This is a genomic window from Serratia sp. 4542, assembly GCF_016805595.1.
GTDB classification, from domain to species: Bacteria; Pseudomonadota; Gammaproteobacteria; order Enterobacterales; family Enterobacteriaceae; genus Serratia; species Serratia nevei.
This window is the reverse complement of sequence record NZ_RXKV01000010.1, coordinates 575,106-593,215: the sequence shown is the minus strand read 5'-3', so window position 1 is coordinate 593,215 and position 18,110 is coordinate 575,106. Positions and strand designations below refer to the sequence as shown.

The 18,110-nt window shown below is 57.3% G+C and carries 17 protein-coding genes, 2 tRNA genes and 3 other RNA genes; 12 read left to right on the top strand and 10 right to left on the bottom strand.

From position 1 onward, the window contains the following. The first annotated feature begins 261 nt into the window (after positions 1-261). Positions 262-669, top strand: a complete 408-nt coding sequence (gene hns / locus EKL15_RS15095; RefSeq protein WP_004932170.1) for a histone-like nucleoid-structuring protein H-NS — start codon at positions 262-264, stop codon at positions 667-669. 184 nt (positions 670-853) lie between these two features. On the opposite strand, the gene EKL15_RS15090 is transcribed toward hns, so the two are convergent. The 5 genes from EKL15_RS15090 to rssA form a co-directional block, all read right to left on the bottom strand. Further along, complete coding sequence (locus EKL15_RS15090) at positions 854-1,864, bottom strand: NAD-dependent epimerase (protein ID WP_060439799.1); 1,011 nt, start codon at positions 1,862-1,864, stop codon at positions 854-856. A gap of 9 nt (positions 1,865-1,873) precedes the next feature. After that, positions 1,874-3,217 carry a UDP-glucose/GDP-mannose dehydrogenase family protein gene (locus EKL15_RS15085; protein ID WP_180547309.1) on the bottom strand — a complete coding sequence of 448 codons (1,344 nt, stop codon included), beginning with the start codon at positions 3,215-3,217 and terminating at the stop codon, positions 1,874-1,876. Positions 3,218-3,260: 43 nt separating this feature from the next. Then, positions 3,261-4,178 carry a UTP--glucose-1-phosphate uridylyltransferase GalU gene (galU, locus tag EKL15_RS15080; protein ID WP_055312650.1) on the bottom strand — a complete coding sequence of 306 codons (918 nt, stop codon included), beginning with the start codon at positions 4,176-4,178 and terminating at the stop codon, positions 3,261-3,263. A 214-nt stretch (positions 4,179-4,392) separates the two neighbouring features. Then, the gene (gene rssB, locus EKL15_RS15075; RefSeq protein ID WP_038877239.1) at positions 4,393-5,406 is read right to left on the bottom strand and encodes a two-component system response regulator RssB; all 1,014 of its coding nucleotides are present in this window, start codon (positions 5,404-5,406) and stop codon (positions 4,393-4,395) included. 103 nt (positions 5,407-5,509) lie between these two features. Further along, positions 5,510-6,412 carry a patatin-like phospholipase RssA gene (gene rssA / locus EKL15_RS15070; protein WP_047730554.1) on the bottom strand — a complete coding sequence of 301 codons (903 nt, stop codon included), beginning with the start codon at positions 6,410-6,412 and terminating at the stop codon, positions 5,510-5,512. A 119-nt stretch (positions 6,413-6,531) separates the two neighbouring features. On the opposite strand from rssA, the gene EKL15_RS15065 reads away from it, so the two are divergent. The 10 genes from EKL15_RS15065 (at position 6,532) to EKL15_RS15020 (ending at position 10,943) form a co-directional block, all read left to right on the top strand. After that, a complete protein-coding gene (locus EKL15_RS15065; RefSeq protein WP_084827712.1) occupies positions 6,532-6,996 on the top strand; it encodes a YchJ family protein in 465 nt (154 codons plus the stop codon). 68 nt (positions 6,997-7,064) lie between these two features. After that, positions 7,065-7,913 (top strand): formyltetrahydrofolate deformylase, encoded by an 849-nt coding sequence (gene purU / locus EKL15_RS15060; RefSeq protein ID WP_060423821.1) that lies wholly within the window; start codon positions 7,065-7,067, stop codon positions 7,911-7,913. A gap of 176 nt (positions 7,914-8,089) precedes the next feature. After that, positions 8,090-8,174, top strand: a tRNA-Tyr gene (locus EKL15_RS15055). A gap of 29 nt (positions 8,175-8,203) precedes the next feature. After that, positions 8,204-8,291, top strand: a non-coding RNA gene (locus EKL15_RS15050) — RtT sRNA. A gap of 96 nt (positions 8,292-8,387) precedes the next feature. Then, positions 8,388-8,472: transfer RNA gene (locus tag EKL15_RS15045), tRNA-Tyr, on the top strand. Positions 8,473-8,519: 47 nt separating this feature from the next. Further along, positions 8,520-8,647: non-coding RNA, RtT sRNA (locus tag EKL15_RS15040), on the top strand. A 47-nt stretch (positions 8,648-8,694) separates the two neighbouring features. Continuing rightward, a non-coding RNA gene (locus tag EKL15_RS15035) (RtT sRNA) lies at positions 8,695-8,822 on the top strand. Between the two features lie 194 nt (positions 8,823-9,016). Beyond that, on the top strand, positions 9,017-9,589 hold the full coding sequence (locus EKL15_RS15030) for a TIGR00730 family Rossman fold protein (protein WP_033647601.1): 573 nt from the start codon (positions 9,017-9,019) through the stop codon (positions 9,587-9,589). Between the two features lie 101 nt (positions 9,590-9,690). Further along, positions 9,691-10,497, top strand: coding sequence for an exodeoxyribonuclease III (gene xthA / locus EKL15_RS15025; RefSeq protein ID WP_141959414.1), 807 nt, complete (start codon positions 9,691-9,693; stop codon positions 10,495-10,497). A gap of 44 nt (positions 10,498-10,541) precedes the next feature. Next, a complete protein-coding gene (locus EKL15_RS15020) occupies positions 10,542-10,943 on the top strand; it encodes a pyrimidine (deoxy)nucleoside triphosphate diphosphatase (RefSeq protein WP_060423827.1) in 402 nt (133 codons plus the stop codon). Positions 10,944-10,965: 22 nt separating this feature from the next. On the opposite strand, the gene EKL15_RS15015 is transcribed toward EKL15_RS15020, so the two are convergent. The 5 genes from EKL15_RS15015 to EKL15_RS14995 form a co-directional block, all read right to left on the bottom strand. Then, on the bottom strand, positions 10,966-11,262 hold the full coding sequence (locus tag EKL15_RS15015) for a YnjH family protein (protein ID WP_049271911.1): 297 nt from the start codon (positions 11,260-11,262) through the stop codon (positions 10,966-10,968). Beyond that, positions 11,259-13,184 carry a DNA topoisomerase III gene (locus EKL15_RS15010; RefSeq protein ID WP_084827711.1) on the bottom strand — a complete coding sequence of 642 codons (1,926 nt, stop codon included), beginning with the start codon at positions 13,182-13,184 and terminating at the stop codon, positions 11,259-11,261. Before EKL15_RS15010 ends, EKL15_RS15015 begins: the two co-directional genes overlap by 4 nt. Next, positions 13,184-14,293, bottom strand: coding sequence for a tRNA 2-selenouridine(34) synthase MnmH (mnmH, locus tag EKL15_RS15005; protein ID WP_102985028.1), 1,110 nt, complete (start codon positions 14,291-14,293; stop codon positions 13,184-13,186). Before mnmH ends, EKL15_RS15010 begins: the two co-directional genes overlap by 1 nt. An 8-nt stretch (positions 14,294-14,301) precedes the next feature. Next, complete coding sequence (gene selD, locus EKL15_RS15000; RefSeq protein WP_060423833.1) at positions 14,302-15,345, bottom strand: selenide, water dikinase SelD; 1,044 nt, start codon at positions 15,343-15,345, stop codon at positions 14,302-14,304. Positions 15,346-15,502: 157 nt separating this feature from the next. Continuing rightward, positions 15,503-16,054 carry an NAD(P)H nitroreductase gene (locus EKL15_RS14995; protein WP_060423835.1) on the bottom strand — a complete coding sequence of 184 codons (552 nt, stop codon included), beginning with the start codon at positions 16,052-16,054 and terminating at the stop codon, positions 15,503-15,505. 160 nt (positions 16,055-16,214) lie between these two features. Between EKL15_RS14995 and sppA the strand changes: the two genes are divergently transcribed. Continuing rightward, on the top strand, positions 16,215-18,071 hold the full coding sequence (gene sppA, locus EKL15_RS14990) for a signal peptide peptidase SppA (protein ID WP_060439795.1): 1,857 nt from the start codon (positions 16,215-16,217) through the stop codon (positions 18,069-18,071). Positions 18,072-18,110 lie beyond the last annotated feature (39 nt).

Below are 18,110 nucleotides of genomic sequence, written 5' to 3'. Positions count from 1 at the left end.
TATTGATATAAATTACGGCGATAACTTATCGATGAAAGCCTTGCGACACGCGCCCTTTAAAGCCTGTCTGCTGAAATTTTGACTTAAGCTCGATGAAGGTAATAGTTAACAGGCCTTCCTATTATTTGTCGGACTGATCCGATTAACGGTTTTTTTAAAGGTAAATTTGAGTATTCAAGTCAATTTGGCTATTGCAGAAAAGAAAAGAGCACTCTATTATTATCGAGACGCCCCCCACCAATATAATTTGAGACTAGGACAATGAGCGAAGCATTAAAGATTTTGAACAACATCCGCACCCTGCGCGCCCAGGCAAGAGAATGCACTCTGGAAACGCTGGAAGAAATGCTCGAGAAACTGGAAGTTGTTGTGAACGAACGTCGCGAAGAAGACAGCCAGGCTCAAGCAGAAATCGAAGAACGCACTCGTAAGCTGCAGCAATACCGCGAAATGCTGATTGCTGACGGTATCGACCCGAATGAGCTGCTGCAAACCATGGCTGCCAACAAGGCTGCCGGTAAAGCAAAACGTGCAGCACGTCCTGCTAAATACCAATATAAAGACGAAAACGGCGAGCTGAAAACCTGGACCGGCCAAGGCCGTACTCCTGCGGTGATTAAGAAAGCTATCGAAGAGCAAGGTAAATCTCTGGACGATTTCCTGCTGTAATAGCGATTCAGTCCGTATCTGAAAGGCTCCCTGCGGGGGGCCTTTTCATTTTAAAGCTTATCGTTCTGTACCCGCCCCCCTATCCTTTTAGTAAATATCCTAATTCGCTTTTCCTTCGATCATGGAATTTCAGTGAAAAAAAAGGGACCCTAAGGCCCCCTTTATCGCATTTACCCACGTTCAATTATTGAACCTGGTAGAATGCCTTATACCAGTCAACGAAGCGCTTCACGCCCTCTTCAACGCTGGTTTCCGGTTTAAAACCAATGTCACGATAAAGCTCCTCCGTATCTGCGCTGGTATCCATCACGTCGCCAGGCTGCATCGGCAGCATATTCTTACGGGCGGTCATCCCCAATGCCTGCTCCAACGCACGGATATATTCCATCAGTTTAACAGGCGTGTTATTGCCGATATTATAAACATGATACGGTGCGGAACTGGTCGCCGGCGATCCCTGTTCAACGGTCCATGACGGATCCGCCTGCGGAATAACCGCCTGCAGCCGTACAATCGCCTCAGCGATATCATCAATGTAAGTAAAGTCACGGTGCATTTCACCGTGGTTATATACATCGATGCTCTCCCCCGCCAATATGGCCTTGGTGAATTTGAACAGCGCCATATCCGGACGCCCCCAAGGGCCATATACGGTAAAGAATCGCAGCCCCGTCGTCGGGAGACCGTATAAATGGGAGTAGCTGTGTGCCATCAGCTCATTGGCCTTTTTCGTTGCCGCATACAATGACACCGGATGATCAACCGAATCTTCGGTCGCAAACGGCAGCTTGCGATTCAGGCCATATACCGAACTGGAAGAGGCGTAGAGTAAATGCTCGACTTTATTATGACGGCAGCCTTCCAGAACGTTTAAATGGCCGATCAGGTTAGCATCCGCATAAGCCAACGGATTGACCAGCGAATAACGTACGCCGGCTTGAGCCCCCAAATGAATGACTCGTTGGAACTGATGCTCGGCGAACAATGCCGCCATCCCTTCACGATCGGCCAAATCCAGCTTGATAAAGCGGAATCCCGGCTTATCCGCCAGTCTGTCCAGACGGGCCGTTTTCAGGCCCACGTCATAATAGTCGTTCAGGTTATCAATGCCGACAACCTGATGACCGGCGGTCAACAAACGCTCTGCAACGTGATAGCCAATAAATCCTGCGGCGCCTGTAACCAGGAATTTCATGCCCACTCCTTAAATAACCGGTTTAATCGCGGCACCGCGGCCAATCGCGTAGTAGGTAAAGCCGCGATTCTCCAAACGCTCCGGATCGTACAGGTTACGTCCATCGAAGATCACCGGCTGCTTCAGTTCACTTTTGATCACGTCGAAGTCCGGTGCGCGGAAATTCTGCCATTCGGTGCAGATCACCAGAGCATCGGCGCCGTGCAGCGCAGCCTCTTTGGTACCCATCAGCTTCAAGTCGTCACGCTGGCCATAGATGCGTTGGACTTCGTTCATTGCTTCCGGGTCGTAGGCTTGAACGGTGGCGCCGGCAGCCCACAGTTGCTCCATCAGCACGCGGCTGGACGCTTCACGCATGTCATCGGTATTCGGCTTGAACGCCAGGCCCCACAGCGCGAAGGTTTTGCCCTTCAGATCGCTGCCGAAGTAGTCTTTGATAAAGCTGTTCAGCTTGTCTTTCTGTTGGTAGTTGACCTGCTCAACCGCCTGCAGCAGCTTCGGTTGGTAACCGATCTGCTCCGCCGTGCGGATCAACGCCTGGACATCTTTCGGGAAGCAAGAACCACCGTAGCCGCAGCCAGGGTAGATGAAGTGATAACCGATGCGTGAGTCGGAACCGATGCCCTGACGCACTTTCTCAATGTCCGCCCCCAGCATTTCCGCCAGGTTGGACATTTCGTTCATAAAGCTGATCTTGGTCGCCAGCATGCAGTTGGCGGCATACTTGGTCAGCTCTGCGCTACGGATATCCATCATGATCATACGATCGTGATTGCGGTTAAACGGCTCGTACAGCTCGCGAATAGGTTCGATCACATCTTTATTATCGGTACCGATAACGATACGCTCAGGGCGCATACAGTCTGCTACCGCCGCACCTTCCTTCAGGAATTCCGGGTTAGACACCACGTCGAACGGCACGCTGCTGCCGCGTTTCGCCAGCGTTTCCGCCATCACCTGACGCACTTTGTCCGCCGTGCCGACCGGAACGGTGGACTTGTCGATCACCACTTTACGATCGGTCATGTGCTCGGCGATGGTGCGCGCAACCGCAGTGACATATTTCAGGTCAGCGGAACCGTCTTCATCCGGCGGCGTACCGACGGCGATGAACTGGATATTCCCGTGCGCCACGCCCGCTTTGGCATCGGTAGTGAAATGCAGACGGCCGGCCTCATAGTTTTGCTGCACCAGCGGCGTCAGGCCCGGTTCAAAAATCGGGATATTTCCTTTTTTCAGGTTTTCGACTTTTCGCTCATCGACGTCAATGCACATAACGTCATGGCCAACTTCAGCCAGCACGGCGGCCTGCACCAGACCCACATAACCAATACCAAAAACTGTTACTTTCATGTGAAAATCCTAGTTTTTCAAATTAAGACGAAAGATCACTCAATTATTTCTTGTCAGCGGCAACAACCTGTTGCAGCCACTGAGAAAATTCTTTACCGAGGCTGGCATGGCGCATGCCGTATTCCACAAATGCCTGCATGTAACCCAGTTTGTTGCCACAATCATGGCTCACGCCTTTCAGGTGATACGCTTCCACCGTTTCCTGCTGCATCAACATTTCGATGCTGTCAGTCAGCTGAATTTCGTCGCCGGCACCTGGAGGCGTTTTCGCCAACAGCGGCCAAATATCGGCGGACAGCACGTAACGACCGACAATCGCCAGGTTGGAAGGCGCTTTATCCGGCGACGGCTTCTCGACCACGCTGACCATCGGCGCGCTTTCGCCAGGTTGCAGATCGACGCCCTTGCAGTCGGCTACGCCGTAGTTTCCGACATCCTTATGCGGCACGGGTTCAACCATGATCTGGCTGACGCCGGTGGCTTCGAAGCGCTGCAGCATGTCGTGCAGGTTGTCTTTTTTCGGATCGGCGCTGTATTCATCGAGGATCACGTCCGGCAACACCACGGCGACCGGCTCATCGCCCACCATCGGATAGGCGCACATGATAGCGTGCCCCAGGCCTTTGGCATTCCCCTGGCGGACTTGCATCACGGTAACGCCTTTCGGGCAGATCGACTGTACTTCATCCAGCAATTGGCGCTTGACGCGTTTTTCCAGCATCGCTTCCAGTTCGAAACTGGTATCAAAATGGTTTTCGATCGAGTTTTTGGAGGAGTGAGTGACCAGCACAATCTCGTTAATCCCTGCCGCAATGCACTCATTGACGACGTATTGGATCAGCGGTTTATCAACCAGCGGCAGCATTTCTTTTGGAATGGCTTTGGTGGCCGGTAACATCCGCGTACCCAAGCCTGCAACCGGGATCACGGCTTTTCTGACTTTGCGATTTACAGCAGGCATTATTTCCTCTCTTAAAGCTAAAACGCTCATTTTATGAGCTTGGGCTCGATATAAAAAAAACCTTCGGAGTATACCAGCTTATGCGCGCCGAGCATTAGCCAGAACACAAATAGAAAACATTTAGGACTATTACCCGTTCTGATAATCGGGAGAATAAATAAACGGTTTAATTACCGATAAGTGAATAGCTTAAGATCTCGCCGCTCGGCGCCCGTTATTCAGCGCTCAGCATCAGCCGCAATCGGCCCCCGCTGCCCCACACCTGACATTGCCAGGCGGTGCAACGTTGACTGATCTGGTTCATATAGGTCGCCCCCAGCGTCCCCAGCGGTACGCCGTTGCTCAGCTGAATTTGATTATCCCCGGTATTGACGTTGGCATGCAGCCCGGCGGAGACCAGAATCAGGTTCTTATTTTCGGCGTGGTAATATCCCAGCAACAGTGGGAATTGGCCATCTAATTTCCCCTGCCGCAATAATTGATTAACCTGCTTTAACAATGCTGACATTTGCGGCAGACGATGTTGTTGATTAGCCAGATGGTCTTGCAGCAACCCATTAAATAATGCGCGCAACAGCAATGCCGCCAATACGCCATTATCGCCGGCGCGCGTGACGTCCAGGCAATAGAATGCCAGGTCTTTTTCTGACAACGCGGCAATATCCAGCACCAGACCGGGATTTTCGCCCGTGGTTAACTGCCGATAGTTGATCCGGCAATGTGCAATGGTCTGCTGTACCGGCGGTTGCAGTTGTTTAAGCAGTTTGACGGCTTCGGAAGGGTTTTTGCTCAGCGCATCCCAATCCTGAAACAGCTCAACCTCTTCAATCGCCTGAGAGGTGAACATATTGGGGTATAAACACGCCAGCACCGCTTCACGCAGGCGATTGAGATCGGTCAGGGGCTTCAGCAGGACATCCTGTACGCCCAAGCGCAACACCTTGGCAATGTCGGCCATCTTGTCGGTGGCCGAGATCACCAGCACCGGGATCTGCCCCCCCTGCAAACGCAGGTGCTCAACAAATTCGATACCGCCCATTTCCGGCATCGCGAGATCGCACAGAATCAGATCGGGCTTGAAGTCATCGACGGCACTCAGCGCCTGCAAACCGTTGGTCGCCTCGCCGGTTTCAGCGCCCAGCGAGGTCAAATAACCGACCAGCACGGAACGAAAAACCTGTTCGTCCTCAACGATCAAGATGCGTTTGTGAGTGAGTGGTAATGCCATCAGCCGAGCCTCGTCCCTTTCCATAGTGTAATAGTGGCTCAAAAAGGTCACTTATGCTCGTCTGAATCAGACCGACCCCGCATTGCCAACCAAGAACCGAGAATTATCTATTTTTTATCAACGGCAACAACCGATCCAGTTGTTTTTCCACCGCCAGTAACCCTGCCTCGATCGCTTCATCGGCGCGGTGGAAATCCAGCGTCGAGATTTGCGGGCAAAAAGGTTGGATCAGCACGTCCGGCGGATCGCTCGCCATCCGGTTACGCTTCAGGCGATTTTCCAGCATCTGAATCGAGGTGCCCATAATCTCCATCGCCGTCGGCGCCGTCGTCGGTTTACGCTGTCGCATTCTGCCGACGCGCTCTCTCAGACGCCCGCGCCAGGTATCGGCAGGCGCATCGTCCGAACTTTCGTCCTCAATGCGTACCGAGAACAAATCCTGCTGCATCAGGTGCGCGTCATGCTGCAGATCGACCGCGATGACGATATCGGCACCCAGCGCCCGGCAGAGCGACACCGGCACCGGATTGACCACCGCGCCGTCCACCAGCCAATAGCCGTCGGCCCACACCGGCGCCAGCAGGCCAGGCATGCTGCAGGAAGCGCGCACCGCCTGATGAATATCGCCTTCGGTCAGCCACAGTTCGCGGCCGGTGCTGAGATTGGTCGTCACGGCGCCAAACTTCAGCGCGCATTCGGCAATATCGTTGATCTTCAACAGCTGTCCGACGGCGTTAAACACCCGATCGCCGCGCAACAGGCCACCACGCTGCCAGGAAAAGTCCATCAGACGAATCACGTCCCAATAGCTGAACGACCGCACCCACTGCTCCATCGCCGGCAGGCGATGGCTGGCGAACGCCGCGCCCACTAACGCACCGACAGAGCAGCCGGCAACGATATCGACCTCAATTCCCAGTTTCTTTAACGCATTGATCACGCCGATGTGCGCCCAGCCTTTAGCCGAGCCAGCTCCCAGCGCCAGTCCGATCTTGATTTGCCGCATAGCGCCATCCTCTCGGTAACAGGGGGGTATCTGCTTTCAGGGTAGATTGTCACTGACGAATATAGTTAGGTAACATATGCGCTAAATTCATTTTCTGCCTCGTCTTCTCAGGAGTTATTTTGCCCGAATCATGCCCATGCGGCAGCGGACTGGCGTATAACGCATGCTGTGCCCCTTTTATCAGCGGCAACCAACCGGCGCCGACGCCCGGCCAGCTGATGCGTTCACGCTTCACCGCCTACGTGAATCATAACGTCGATTATCTGATCGCTACCTGGCACCCCGACTGCGGCGCCGAAGCCTGGCGCAATGCGATCGTCGACAGCTTTAAAAATACCGAATGGCTGGGCCTGACGATCGTGGAAGAGAAAACCGGCCATGAGCCGGACGAAGGCTTCGTCGAATTCATCGCCCGTTTTACCGATGGCGAAAGCGGCGAACCGCAGGCGATGCATGAGCGTTCGCGCTTCCTTCGTCGCGATCAACGTTGGTATTATATCGACGGCACCAAACCCCAGCCCGGCAGAAATGCGATTTGTCCCTGTGGCTCAGGGAAAAAATACAAGAAGTGCTGCGGGCGCTAGCCGGCCGGCGCTTCACGTTTACGCCTGCGCAGACAGGCCGTTCAGTATTAGACAGGATCCTCAAACCCATGCCACACCAAAATGTACAACGGAAAGTGTTACGCACCATCTGCCCGGACGCCAAAGGGCTGATCGCCAAGATCACCAACATCTGTTACAAGCACGAACTCAATATCGTTCAGAATAATGAGTTCGTCGATCACCGCACCGGGCGTTTCTTCATGCGTACCGAGCTGGAAGGCATTTTCAACGACAACACGCTGCTGGCCGATCTGGACAGCGCGCTGCCGGAAGGTTCGCTGCGCGAGCTGCACAGCACCGGGCGCCGTCGCATCGTGGTGCTGGTCACCAAAGAGGCCCACTGCCTGGGCGATCTGTTGATGAAAAGCGCCTATGGCGGCCTCGACGTTGAAATCGCCGCCGTGATCGGCAACCACGACACGCTGCAAACGCTGGTGGAACGTTTCGATATTCCTTTCCATCTGGTGAGCCACGAAGGCTTGACGCGTGAACAACACGACCGCGAAATGACGGCCCAGATCGATCAATATCAGCCGGATTACGTGGTGCTGGCCAAATATATGCGCGTGCTGACCCCGGCCTTCGTGCAGCATTATCCGAATCAGGTGATCAACATTCACCATTCGTTCCTGCCGGCGTTTATCGGCGCGCGCCCTTACCACCAGGCCTATGAGCGCGGTGTAAAAATCATCGGCGCCACCGCCCACTATGTTAACGACAATCTCGACGAAGGCCCGATCATCATGCAGGACGTGATCCACGTCGATCACACCTATTCCGCCGAGGATATGATGCGCGCCGGGCGCGACGTAGAGAAAAATGTGCTCAGCCGCGCGCTGTATCAGGTGCTGGCACAGCGCGTCTTCGTCTACGGCAACCGCACCGTTATTCTGTAATCGCTCAATAAATCGGTGCATTTCGTTCAGGGATGCACCGTCAAGAATAAAAAAACGGCAAACGATTCATTTTCTGCATTTCAATGCTTTACACATCCGCTTCATTTGATATGATGCGCCCCGCTTACCGAGACAGCGCTCTCGCAAGCAAGGCCAGTTAAATAGCCATGTAATATGGTGGGGTTCCCGAGCGGCCAAAGGGAGCAGACTGTAAATCTGCCGTCACTGACTTCGAAGGTTCGAATCCTTCCCCCACCACCATCTTTTCGTTGCTGATACGCATTGGGTTAAAGCGAATCAGAAAGGGAAGGATAACGTGCTTTAGCGCGGCCCGAAGGGTGAGGAACGAAGTGACGAATAATCCTTCCCCCACCACCATCTTTTCTCCGCCAGGAGCGAAGAAGCAGTAAAGAAGCCGGCCAGGTTTCTTCCGGATAAAACCGGAGCAACAATTAGTAAATCCATGAATATCATGGTGGGGTTCCCGAGCGGCCAAAGGGAGCAGACTGTAAATCTGCCGTCACAGACTTCGAAGGTTCGAATCCTTCCCCCACCACCATCTCTTGCAAAAACTCCCTAAACCGACTTAAAGCACACCGCATCCATATTGCTCCGCACTGGGGAAGGATGAGAAGCTTCGACCAAGGTTCGAGTCTCACGCAGTGAGACAACGCGCTTCAGCGCGGCCCGCAGGGTGAGGCGCGCAGCGACAAATCATCCTTCCCCCACCACCATCTCTTGCAAAAACTCCCTAAACCGACTTAAAGCACACCGCATCCATATTGCTCCGCACTGGGGAAGGATGAGAAGCTTCGACCAAGGTTCGAGTCTCACGCAGTGAGACAACGCGCTTCAGCGCGGCCCGCAGGGTGAGTCGCACAGCGACGAATCATCCTTCCCCCACCACCATCTCTTGCAGAACATTCCCAAATCGACTTAAAGCACATCGCCCCCAATGCTCTCGTATCAATAAAACTCAATTACCCCCCCTTATTCCCCGCGTTCACCTCGATGTTTTATTTCCTCACTCCCAGCCGTAACTTGAACTCCGGCCGACAATTCGCTATACCACTGGCTTCTTTAGTGCAGTAAGGAACAGGTGGATGCGAAACAATATTTGCGTTTTTTGTGGCGCCAGTGAAGGCGTCAATCCCGCTTATGCCGAGCAGGCTCGTCAACTGGGGCAGCTGCTGGCCGCACAGGGGCGCCGTTTAATCTACGGCGGCGGCAAGAAAGGATTGATGGGGATCGTGGCAGATGCCGTGTTGGCGGCGGGCGGTGAAGCTGTCGGCATTATCCCCGAGCGCCTGGTTGAAGCGGAAACCGCGCATCGCGGCCTGACCGAACTGGAAGTGGTGCCTGATATGCATACGCGCAAAGCCCGTATGGCCGCGCTGGCGGACGGTTTTATCGCCCTGCCCGGCGGCATCGGCACGTTGGAAGAGTTGTTTGAAATCTGGACCTGGGGACAAATCGGCTATCACAACAAGCCGGTCGGCCTGCTGAACGTTAACGGCTTCTACCGCCCGCTGAGCCAATTCCTCGAACACGTCGCCGATCAGGGCTTTATGCGCCACGACTATCTCGGCACCCTGCACATCAGTGAATCGGCGCAAACGCTGCTGCAACAGTTTGACGATTATCAACCCAAAAATTACGACCGCTGGGCGAAATAAACCCGCTGCGCAGCCAGCGGCCCTACCGCTGTCTGCGTTACATTTCCCGCCAAACTCTGCTACTATCACAGCACATTTTTCTCGTGAAAACGGCACCGCTCATGAAGTTTGTCTCTTTTAATATCAATGGACTGCGCGCGCGTCCGCATCAGCTGGCGGCAATTATCGAACAGCACCAGCCCGACGTGATCGGCCTGCAAGAAACGAAAGTTCACGACGACATGTTCCCGCTGGAAGAAGTCAGCCAGCACGGCTATCACGTGTTCTATCACGGGCAAAAAGGCCATTACGGCGTAGCGCTGCTGACCAAAGCGGAGCCTCTGGCCGTGCGCCGCGGTTTCCCGACCGATGAAGAAGATGCGCAGCGTCGCATCATCATGGCCGATCTGGCGACGCCGCAGGGCACGCTGACGGTGATCAACGGCTACTTCCCGCAAGGTGAAAACCGCGACCACCCGATCAAATTCCCGGCTAAAACACGCTTTTATCAGGATTTGCAAAACTACCTGGAGCAGCAGCTGTCGGCGGAATCCCCGGTGTTGATCATGGGTGACATGAACATCAGCCCGAGCGATTATGACATTGGCATCGGCGAAGACAGCCGTAAACGCTGGCTGCGCACCGGCAAGTGTTCCTTCCTGCCGGAAGAGCGCGAATGGATGGACCGCCTGCTGAACTGGGGCCTGGTAGACACCTATCGCCACGCCAACCCGGGGCGCAACGACGAATTCTCATGGTTCGACTACCGTTCCAAAGGGTTCGACGACAACCGCGGCCTGCGTATCGATCTGCTGCTGGCCAGCACCCCGCTGGCTTCGCGCTGCATCGCCACCGGCATCGATTACCAAACCCGCAGCATGGAAAAACCTTCCGACCATGCGCCGGTCTGGGCGGAATTTACGCTGTAATCCCATCACCCCGGTGCTCGCCGGGGTTTTACTCTGTGAAGCCAATGAAAATTATCGACGTGGTAGCCGCTATTCTGGAACAGAACGGCCACATTTTACTGGCCCAGCGCGGCACAGGCAGCGATCAGGCCGGTCTGTGGGAGTTTCCCGGCGGCAAGGTTGAAACGGGCGAAAGCCAGCCAGAAGCGCTGGCGCGCGAGCTGGATGAAGAATTGGGAATTTGCGCCCGTATCGGCGACTATGTGGGCAGCAATCAGTGGCAGCAAGGCGAACGCATCATCCGCCTGCACGCCTGGCAAGTCACGGCGTTCTCCGGTGAACTGCAACAGCGCTGCCACTCGGCGTTGGTCTGGGTTACGCCGCAGCAGGCGCAGGAATACGCCCTGGCGCCCGCCGATGTTCCACTGCTGGCGGACTATATCGCCGCGCAAAGCGGTGCACGCTGAGCGCGGCCGACAGGTTACATCGTCACTTCTTCAATCGCACCCAAATCAAGGGGTTGGTGCCGATGGTGTTAGGCTCACGCACGCACTGCAGCACTTCCCCTTCGACTTTAAGCACCGCGCCCTCGGAATAGTTTTGATTCTGGTAGACGCAACAGCGGTTGCAGGGCTGTGCCGGCGGTGGGTTGACGCCGCTTTTGGCCGTGCCCCAAATCTCCGGCGAAACCGGTAACACCACGTCCACATCGCCGCGATTGGCGACTGCCAGGCCGGAAAACATCAGGGCAGCGGCAGCCAATCCCCCACTGAGTCCACGCTTCATTCACTCTTCTCCTGCGCCTTGCCGGCGCTTTTCCTGCGTTTTTTGCCTCCGCTGGAGGGCGGCGGCGGCAATCCACGAAACGCCATGCTCGCCCGGCTCTGCTTAGCCTGATAAATCAGCTCTTGCAGCGTGCCGACCAACGGCTGCATAAAGTCCTGATAGCGGCAGGATTTCTCGCTGATTTGCGTCAGCGTGGCTTCCCAGTTGGCCGTCATATCAGGGCGCGCAGCAAGATCCGGCAGCGAGTGAATCAACGCGCGCCCGGTTTCGCTGGAGTGAATATAGCGTCCCTTCTTGTACAGAAACGCCCGCTTGAACAGCAATTCGATGATCCCCGCTCGCGTCGCTTCCGTTCCTAAACCATCGGTCGCCCGCAGGATTTTCTTTAACGCTTTATCTTGTACGAATCGCGCGATGCCGGTCATAGCCGACAACAGACTGGCGTCGGTAAACGGCCGCGGCGGCTGCGTCTGGCGCTCCACCACTTCACCGCGTTCGCACAGCAGCTCATCGCCTTTGTCCACCACCGGCAGCGGTGCACCTTCGTTTTCCTCATCGCGCTCCTTGCTGCCCAGCAGCGTGCGCCAGCCGGCTTCCGCCAGGAAACGCGCCTTGGCGATAAATTTGCCGCCGGCGATATCCAGCTCGATCACGCATTTGCGGAACACCGCATCCGGACAAAACTGCATCAGGTACTGGCGCGCCACCAGCCCATACACGTTCCGTTCATCCTGTGTCAAATTGACCTTGCCGGCGCGGGCGGTGGGAATGATGGCATGGTGCGCATCGACCTTTTTATCGTCCCAGCAGCGGTTGCGGCGATCGCTGTCGATCACCGGCTGCGGATACAGCTCGGGTTGGTGCACGCTGATCGCGTTCAGCACCGCGTGGCGGCCGGCAAAATGCTCTTCCGGCAGATAGCGGCAGTCGGAACGCGGATAGGTGATCAATTTGTGGGTTTCGTACAGCCGCTGGCAAACGTCCAGCACCTGTTGTGCGCTGAGGTTATAGCGCCGGGCCGCCTCGATTTGCAGCGTGGAGAGCGAGAATGGCAGCGGTGCGGTATCTGATTCCCGTTTATCATTATAGGCCGTGACCAGGGCCGGCTGGCCCTCGATGCGCTTGACCACGTGTTCCGCCAACGGCCGGTGCAGCAAACGCCCTTCTTCATCTTGATAAGGTTCACAGGAGTCGCTGGGTTGCCACAGCGCCACAAAGCGTTCTTCTTTCGGCGTGACGATGTGCGCCTTAACCTCAAAGAAGTCTTTTGGCACGAAGTTTTCGATCTCTTCGTCGCGACGCACCACCAATCCGAGCACCGGCGTCTGCACCCTGCCCACCGACAGCACGCCGTCGTAACCGGCGTTACGGCCCAACAGCGTATAGGCGCGGGTCATATTGATGCCGTACAGCCAGTCGGCGCGCGAACGCGCCAGCGCGGACACGCACAGCGGGATAAAGTCTCGGTTGTCGCGCAGGCGCTCGACCGCACGCTCCACCGCCTGCGGGTTGAGATCGTTGATCAGACAGCGGCGCACGTTCTGGCGCTTCTCCGCCGTCAAATCCAGGTAGTCCAGCACCTCATCCACCAGCAGTTGCCCTTCGCGATCCGGGTCACCGGCGTGAACCACTTCATCGGCTTCGAGCAGCAGCTTTTTAATCGCGTTGAGCTGTTTGCTGACCGAAGGCCGCGGCTGCAAGCGCCATTTTTCGGGGATGATCGGCAGATCCGCCAACGACCAGCGCGCATAGCGGCTGTCATAGGCGTCAGGCTGAGCCTGCTCCAGCAGGTGGCCGACGCACCAGGTCACCACGTCGTTGTTGCCACAGGCGATATAGCCGTCGCCACGGCGATGCGGCTTGGGCAAGACGTCGGCAATGGCGCGCGCCAAACTCGGTTTCTCGGCTATGAACAGTCGCATTAATCACCGTTTTTCTGGCTGAACGTCATCAAGAATTCTCTTACTTCTGCATAGTTCCCACGGAAGACGATCCGCTGGGCTTTCTTTTCCAACTGATAGCAATACATCGGATCGTAGTACTGCTGCAACAGAGGCGCCAACCATTCGCGGTGCGCGTCGCCCTGGCCGCTGAGGCGCTGAGCCCGCAGCGCCGCCTCCAACCGCTGCGTCAGCTGCTGGAAGCGCTCCAGGCCCAAACGGCGGCGGATGGCGAACAGGCCGTGATGCAAATAGTCGTCGTACTGCCGCCAACCTTCTTCCACGCCATAGGCCTGTTCGAACTGTTCGCGCATACCGTCGATATATTCCGCCTGCAGGCGCGCCAGGCGAATGTCGAACGGATCGTCGATCACCGCCACCGGTGCCTGCTGCATGCCGTTGAACAACGGCAACGGCAGATTGTTGCTGCCGATGATCCGCCCTTCGTCTTCCAGCACCCAACGGCGGCTGCCACCATGCTGTTTTTTCAGCAATAACACAGCCAGACGATTCTCAAAATCTATCTGCGAGCTCTGTCCCGCCAGCGTTCGGCCAAAAGATGAACCGCGATGGCGCGCCGCGCCTTCCAGATCGACGCCGTCGGCCAGTTCGTTGACCAGCAGCGTCTTGCCGCTGCCGGTATTGCCGCCCACCAGGGCCATCGGCAATGCCGCGCTTTGCGTCAGTACACCGAGCAGATAATTGCGCAGTGCCTTATAACCGCCAGTGATACGCGGATAATCCACGCCGGCCTCATGCAGCCATTGCTGCACCAGCTGCGAGCGCAGCCCGCCGCGGAAGCAGTAAATATAGCCTGCGGGCCGCTCTGCGCAGGCCGCCAGCCAGGCGGCGGTGCGCTGTTCGCGCAGTTTGCCGTTCACCAGGCTGTGGCCAAGCGCGATCGCCGCTTGTTGCCCATGCTGCTTATAGCAGGTACCGACCGCCTGGCGTTCGCTGTCGATCATCAGCGGTAAATTCACCGCCTGGGCGAAGGCGCCCTGCTGAAACTCGATCGGCGCGCGCACGTCAATCAGCGGCACGTCCTGCAGGAAAATTCGTGGGTAATCGTCGCTGTCCGGCCTCCCTTGCATGTTGGACACTACGCAACCTCGATCAGCGGCTGCCCGGTCTGTGCGGCATGCAATTCGCCGATAGCGTTAAGCGTGATACCGTGCTGCTCGGCAATTGCCAGCACCTGCGCCTCCGACTCAGGCAATACCGCCAACAGCAAGCCGCCGGAGGTTTGCGGATCGCACAGCAGCTGGCGCTGCAAATCGCTCATCTCGCCCACCAGATGGCCATAGCTGTCGAAGTTGCGCCCGGTGCCACCCGGCACGCAGCCTTCGGCAATATACGCCTCGACGTCCGGCAGCTTCGGCACCCGATCGAACCAGACCGTCGCCTGCAGACCGGAGCCCTGGCACACCTCGCTCAGGTGACCCAGCAGGCCAAAGCCGGTGATATCGGTCATCGCCGTAACGCCCGCCACCTCGGCAAAGTCGGCGCCCGGCTTGTTCAGACGGCACATCACTTCCGTCGCCAGGCCCTGATGCTCTGGGCGCAGCTTGCTTTGCTTCTCGGCGGTCGTCAGCACGCCGATGCCCAGCGGCTTGGTCAGATAGAGTTTCGCACCGGCCTGTGCGGCGCTGTTTTTCTTCACCCGCTCGGTATTGACCACGCCGGTCACCGCCAGGCCGAAAATTGGTTCCGGCGCATCGATGGAATGGCCACCGGCCAGCGCGATGCCCGCCTGCTGGCAGGCGAAACGCCCGCCGTCGATCACCTGCTGCGCCACCTCCGGTGGCAGTTTGGCGATCGGCCAGCCAAGAATGGCGATCGCCATGATCGGTTTGCCGCCCATGGCGTACACGTCGCTGATGGCGTTTGCGGCCGCAATGCGGCCGAAATCGAACGGATCGTCGACGATCGGCATGAAGAAATCGGTGGTGCTGATGATGCCGACGCCGTTGCCGATGTCGTACACCGCCGCGTCGTCGCGGGTTTCATTGCCGACCAGCAGGCGCGGATCGACAAACTTTTCCCGCTCGCTGTGCAAGATGGTTTCGAGAACTTTCGGTGAGATTTTGCAGCCGCAGCCAGCGCCATGGCTGTACTGGGTTAAACGGATCGCTGGCGATGTCATAGTCCACTCCCTTCGGTAACGGCACTCAAGATATCATAGGGTAGCGCTTGCCGAGGGGATTGATAAGAGCGGGCCGCCGATATGCGAACGGCCTGCTCAGAAACCATGCAATTTTGCGGGGTTTGGCGCATTTTCGCAGCGCCCCGCGGGAGAAAACTCAGAAATAGCTGACGAAAGGCGCGCTGTCCGGCGGCGTCACCTTGGTGGCGGCCTTCAGCTGTGGCGTGCCCAGATAGAGGAAACCGACGATCTCATCCTGCTCGCGGCAGCCGAAGGCTTCGCGCACCAGCGCATGCTCGGTCCAGGCGCCGGTGCGCCAGATGCCGTTAAAGCCCTGCGCCAGCGCCGCCATCTGCATCGCCTGCACCGCGCAACCGGCGGAAACCACCTGCTCCCAGCGCGGCACCTTGGTCTCTTCAGTACAGTGGGCGATGACGGTGATGATCAGCGGTGCGCGGAACGGCGCCTTGGTGGCCTTTTCGATCGCCGCTTCGTCCAGTTGATCCTGCTTCGCCGCCGCCTGCAGCAGCTGGCTGAAGCGCTCCAGGCCCTGATTTTCGATCATCACGAAACGCCACGGCTGCAGCGCGCCGTGATCGGGCGCACGCAGGCCCGCGTTGATGATATTTTGACGCACTTCCCCCGCCGGCGCCGGTTCCGCCAGGCGCGAAGCCGAGCGGCGATTCAATAAAAGATCCAGAGCATCCATCGTAAACTCCTGATAACAATTTTCATTCCGGCCACGTTAACATAGCTAAACGACGAGTTACAGCCTCGGCGATAGCGTCTGCGTGCCACGATTTAAAGCTGACATTTACCCGGCCGCTCATTAGGATAGCGGAACATTCTCGACTCTTGTTGGAGAGCACATGCGCACATTGTGGCAAATTATTGCCGGCATTTTCCGGTGGACATGGCGTCTGCTGAATTTTATCAGGGAACTGATCCTTAACCTGTTCCTGGTCTTGCTGATCCTGGTTGGGGTCGGCATCTATCTGTCCTTCCAAAGTTCCTCCACCTCGACGGCCCCGGCGCGCGGCGCGCTGCTGGTCGACTTAAGCGGCGTGGTGGTCGATCAGCCTTCGGTAAACAACCGGGTGCGGCAATGGGGCCGCGAGCTGTTGGGCGCCTCCAGCAGCCGTCTGCAGGAAAACTCGCTGTTCGACGTGGTGGACAGCATCCGCAAGGCCAAAGACGACAAAAACATTACCGGCATGGTGTTGCAGCTGAATGACTTCGCCGGCGCCGATCAACCGTCGCTGCGTTATATCGGCAAGGCGCTGCGCGAGTTCCGCGACAGTGGCAAGCCGATCTTCGCCATCGGCGACAGCTATAACCAGACGCAATATTTCCTGGCCAGCTACGCCAACAAAATCTACCTGTCGCCGCAGGGCGCGGTCGATCTGCACGGTTTCGCCACCAACAACCTGTATTACAAGTCGTTGCTGGACATGCTTAAAGTCACCACCAATATCTTCCGCGTCGGCACCTATAAATCGGCGGTCGAGCCACTGATCCGCGATGATATGTCCCCGGCGGCGCGCGAAGCGGACAGCCGCTGGATTGGCGGCTTGTGGCAAAACTATCTGGAAACCGTGGCGGCCAACCGCCAGCTGACGCCGCAGCAGCTGTTCCCGGGCGCCGCCGGCGTGCTGAGCGGCCTGCAGGCGGCCGGTGGCGACACCGCCCGCTATGCGCTGGACAATAAGCTGGTGGACGAGCTGGCCTCGCGCACCGCGATCGAAAATCAGCTGGTCAAGGCCTTCGGCTGGGACAAGCAGGCGAACGATTTCAACGCCACCAGCATCTACGACTACCAGCCGAAGCCGGACGCCAACCAGGGCGGCAAGATCGCCGTGGTGTTCGCCAACGGCGCCATCATGGACGGCCCGCAGACGCCAGGTAACGTCGGGGGGGATACCACCGCCGCCGAGCTGCGCCAGGCGCGCCTGGATCCGGCCATCAAGGCCGTCGTGTTCCGCGTCAACAGCCCGGGCGGCAGCGTCAGCGCATCCGAAGTGATCCGCTCCGAACTGGCCGCCGTGCGCGCCGCCGGCAAGCCGGTGGTGGTTTCGATGGGCGGCATGGCCGCGTCGGGCGGCTACTGGGTTTCGACGCCGGCCGACTACATCATCGCCAGCCCGAGCACCCTGACCGGCTCCATCGGCATTTTCGGCATCATCAACACCTACGAGAAAACCCTGGATACGCTGGGCGTGCACACCGACGGCGTGGCGACCTCGCCGCTGGCCGACATTGCGGTCACCAAGGCATTGCCGCAAGAGTTCTCGCAGATGATGCAGCTGAACATCGAAAACGGGTATAAGAACTTCCTCGATTTGGTCGCCAAATCGCGCAAGATGACCCCGCAGCAGGTTGACCAAATCGCGCAAGGCCACGTCTGGCTCGGCAGCGACGCCAAGGCCAACGGCCTGGTCGATCAATTGGGCGATTTCGACGACGCGGTGAAGAAAGCCGCCGAGCTGGCGAAGCTGCAGCAGTGGCAGCTCGACTGGTTCGTCGATACCCCAAGCCTGAGCGATATGGTGCTCAGCCAGTTCGGCGTTTCCATTCACGCCATGCTGCCGGCGGCGATTCAGGCCATGCTGCCCGCCCCGCTGGCCTCGGTCGCCAACGCGGTGAAAGAACAGCCGGGCTTGTTCAATAACCTGAACGATCCGCAAAACCGTTATGCGATCTGTCTGACCTGCGGAGAAGTCCGCTAACAAATAATTCTGCAGCCCGGCCATCGCCGGGCTTTTTTT

Bases quoted from the DNA above. Each gene is read 5' to 3' on its own strand.
- hns (WP_004932170.1), top strand. From the start codon at position 262: ATGAGCGAAGCATTAAAGATTTTGAACAACATCCGCACCCTGCGCGCC.
- EKL15_RS15090 (WP_060439799.1), bottom strand. From the start codon at position 1,864: ATGAAATTCCTGGTTACAGGCGCCGCAGGATTTATTGGCTATCACGTT.
- EKL15_RS15085 (WP_180547309.1), bottom strand. From the start codon at position 3,217: ATGAAAGTAACAGTTTTTGGTATTGGTTATGTGGGTCTGGTGCAGGCC.
- galU (WP_055312650.1), bottom strand. From the start codon at position 4,178: ATGCCTGCTGTAAATCGCAAAGTCAGAAAAGCCGTGATCCCGGTTGCA.
- rssB (WP_038877239.1), bottom strand. From the start codon at position 5,406: ATGGCATTACCACTCACTCACAAACGCATCTTGATCGTTGAGGACGAA.
- rssA (WP_047730554.1), bottom strand. From the start codon at position 6,412: ATGCGGCAAATCAAGATCGGACTGGCGCTGGGAGCTGGCTCGGCTAAA.
- purU (WP_060423821.1), top strand. From the start codon at position 7,065: ATGCCACACCAAAATGTACAACGGAAAGTGTTACGCACCATCTGCCCG.
- EKL15_RS15030 (WP_033647601.1), top strand. From the start codon at position 9,017: ATGCGAAACAATATTTGCGTTTTTTGTGGCGCCAGTGAAGGCGTCAAT.
- xthA (WP_141959414.1), top strand. From the start codon at position 9,691: ATGAAGTTTGTCTCTTTTAATATCAATGGACTGCGCGCGCGTCCGCAT.
- EKL15_RS15020 (WP_060423827.1), top strand. From the start codon at position 10,542: ATGAAAATTATCGACGTGGTAGCCGCTATTCTGGAACAGAACGGCCAC.
- EKL15_RS15015 (WP_049271911.1), bottom strand. From the start codon at position 11,262: ATGAAGCGTGGACTCAGTGGGGGATTGGCTGCCGCTGCCCTGATGTTT.
- EKL15_RS15010 (WP_084827711.1), bottom strand. From the start codon at position 13,184: ATGCGACTGTTCATAGCCGAGAAACCGAGTTTGGCGCGCGCCATTGCC.
- mnmH (WP_102985028.1), bottom strand. From the start codon at position 14,293: ATGCAAGGGAGGCCGGACAGCGACGATTACCCACGAATTTTCCTGCAG.
- selD (WP_060423833.1), bottom strand. From the start codon at position 15,345: ATGACATCGCCAGCGATCCGTTTAACCCAGTACAGCCATGGCGCTGGC.
- EKL15_RS14995 (WP_060423835.1), bottom strand. From the start codon at position 16,054: ATGGATGCTCTGGATCTTTTATTGAATCGCCGCTCGGCTTCGCGCCTG.
- sppA (WP_060439795.1), top strand. From the start codon at position 16,215: ATGCGCACATTGTGGCAAATTATTGCCGGCATTTTCCGGTGGACATGG.